This is a genomic window from Petrocella sp. (assembly GCF_059865615.1).
Genome location: NZ_JCBCDA010000155.1, coordinates 1 through 2,278 on the forward strand (window position 1 = coordinate 1; position 2,278 = coordinate 2,278).

At 34.4% G+C, this 2,278-nt stretch carries 3 protein-coding genes; 1 reads left to right on the plus strand and 2 read right to left on the minus strand.

Translation table 11 applies throughout. From position 1 onward, the window contains the following. A partial coding sequence (locus AC6F8J_RS14845) for a hypothetical protein (RefSeq protein ID WP_500724403.1) occupies positions 1-327 on the minus strand: 327 nt, incomplete at its 3' end. A gap of 92 nt (positions 328-419) precedes the next feature. Between AC6F8J_RS14845 and AC6F8J_RS14850 the strand changes: the two genes are divergently transcribed. Then, a complete protein-coding gene (locus AC6F8J_RS14850; protein ID WP_500724404.1) occupies positions 420-1,850 on the plus strand; it encodes a GIY-YIG nuclease family protein in 1,431 nt (476 codons plus the stop codon). 120 nt (positions 1,851-1,970) lie between these two features. Here the strand turns inward: AC6F8J_RS14850 and AC6F8J_RS14855 are convergent, their stop codons facing one another. Next, on the minus strand, positions 1,971-2,210 hold the full coding sequence (locus tag AC6F8J_RS14855; RefSeq protein ID WP_500724405.1) for a hypothetical protein: 240 nt from the start codon (positions 2,208-2,210) through the stop codon (positions 1,971-1,973). Positions 2,211-2,278: the final 68 nt, after the last annotated feature.

Genomic DNA, 2,278 nt, shown 5'->3' on the forward strand with positions numbered 1-2,278 from the left:
ACTCACATCCCAATCAAAGTTATATGACATTATTTCTGGCTCTTTATCTTCAAAGGCATAGATCATTTTCAATAGGATTTCATCCCAATACTTACTAACCTCGGACAGTAATTCTTCAGATGTATCCATTTTAACATCCAATCCATTTGCGATCTGATAGCTATAGATGGCTTTTCCTGGTACACCGAACCACTCGCCTTTAGGACTATGTTTGACATCATAGAACTTTCTAAGACCTGCGGCAATGATTGGGTTTAGAGTATTCTCTAGATTCCATGTTGACTTAACTGAAAAAATTGGTTTTTTGCCTTTTAGTCTAAATGACATGGTGATATTTTCCCCTTTAAGTTGATTAATTCCAAATTATATATCAAAACGAGAGAGAAGTAAAGTTAAATTTTTAACTTTTATAAATAGATATGAGTATTAGAAAAGATGCTAGTCACGGAATGGGGATTCCTACTAGCTTTACTCATTCAACTAATCAAACTATAAGAGGTTCAACTATGAGCAACAATACTATTTATCAATCTAAATTTCACTACGTCTACCGCATCACTAATCTAGTAGAAAATAAGCACTACTATGGCGTTAGAACATCTTCTATTACACCTAAAGATGATTTAGGTATCAAGTATTTTTCTTCCAGTGCGGATAAAAACTTCGTAAAAGACCAAAAACTCAATCCGCAAAATTACAAGTATAAAGTGATTTGTGTTTGTCAGTCAAGGGAGAAAGCAGTGGAATTGGAGATTAAATTTCATAAAAAGTTTGATGTTGGTGTTAATGAGAGTTTTTACAATAAATCAAAACAGACGAGTGATCGTTGGGATACAACAGGTGTGAGTTTAAATTTGGGGATGGTTTTAGTGAAGCATCATAAAACAGGTGAAATGAAGAAAATTTCAAGAGATGATCCCCTCTACACATCAGGCGAATGGATTAGTGCAATAACAGGTATGGTTAATGTTAAGCACCATATAACTGGACAAACCATGCAAATGTCAAAGGATGACCCTAGATATTTGTCTGGTGAATATGTTAGCGTTAATAAAGGTATGATTAATGCTAAACATAAAGATACTGGTGAAAGGAAGTTTATGTCAGTTGATGATCCTAGATATTTATCGGGCGAATGGGTTAGTCCATTAACAAAGATGTTAACTGTAAAACATCATATTACCGGTGAAACGAAGAAAATATCAAAGGATGACCCTAGATATTTGAGTGGAGAATATGTTGATGTGTTGTTGGGAATGCACACTGTAAAGCATCATATCACTAACGAAAGAGAGTTTATGCCAGTTGATGACCCTAGATATTTGGATGGGACATATGTCAGTATCATGAAAGGGATGGTTAACGTGAAGCATAAAGATAATGGACAAACCATGCAAATGTCAAAGGATGACCCTCGTTACACATCAGGAGAGTATGTTAGTATCAATAAAGGTATGATTAATGCTAAACATAAAGATAATGGTAAAACTGTGCGAGTGTCTATTGATGACCCTAGATATTTGGATGGGACATATGTTAGTATCAATAAAGAAATGTTGGTTGTAACACACAAAGATACCGGACAAACAACACAAATGGCTAAAGATGACCCTAGATATTTGTCTGGTGAATATGTTTATTTCGCTACAGGTATGGTTAATGTTAAGCACCATATAACTGGACAAACAACACAAATGGCTAAAGATGACCCTAGATATTTGAGTGGAGAATATGTTGGTGTAAACTCTGGAAAAATGTGGATAACAAATGAGATAGAAAGTAAATTTGTTGATAAAGATTCGGAAATCCCAAGGGGTTGGAGAAAGGGAAGGATTATAAAACAAAAATAAGATGAAAAGTTACTAGTGCACTAGTAACCATATTTAAAGATTATGAAATTATACTTTTCTTACCTTTCATTCTCATAACTTTATACCTCCTCATGTTGGTTGTGAGTATTTAATTTATTCTTAACCCCCAATTATTAGGCTCATAACTTGTACAGCCCCTAACCAAGCTAATCCACAAATAATTATTACCATCGGAAGGATCATTCCTATAGCAATCAAAGCCATAATTGTACCGAATATAACATCTCCCTTTTTAGAGTAATTTTCTGGTTTACACGTATCATCATTCTCATTCTCATTCATTTCATTAATCCCCTGATATGGTTCCATCTTTGCCTGCAAACCGTATTCACGCTCCATTCTCTATAACATGGATTGCTTGATTAATCTCTTGTAGCTCAAATTGGTTATCTGTGCACATATCTCTG

Bases quoted from the DNA above. Each gene is read 5' to 3' on its own strand.
- AC6F8J_RS14850 (WP_500724404.1), top strand. From the start codon at position 420: ATGAGTATTAGAAAAGATGCTAGTCACGGAATGGGGATTCCTACTAGC.
- AC6F8J_RS14855 (WP_500724405.1), bottom strand. From the start codon at position 2,210: ATGGAGCGTGAATACGGTTTGCAGGCAAAGATGGAACCATATCAGGGG.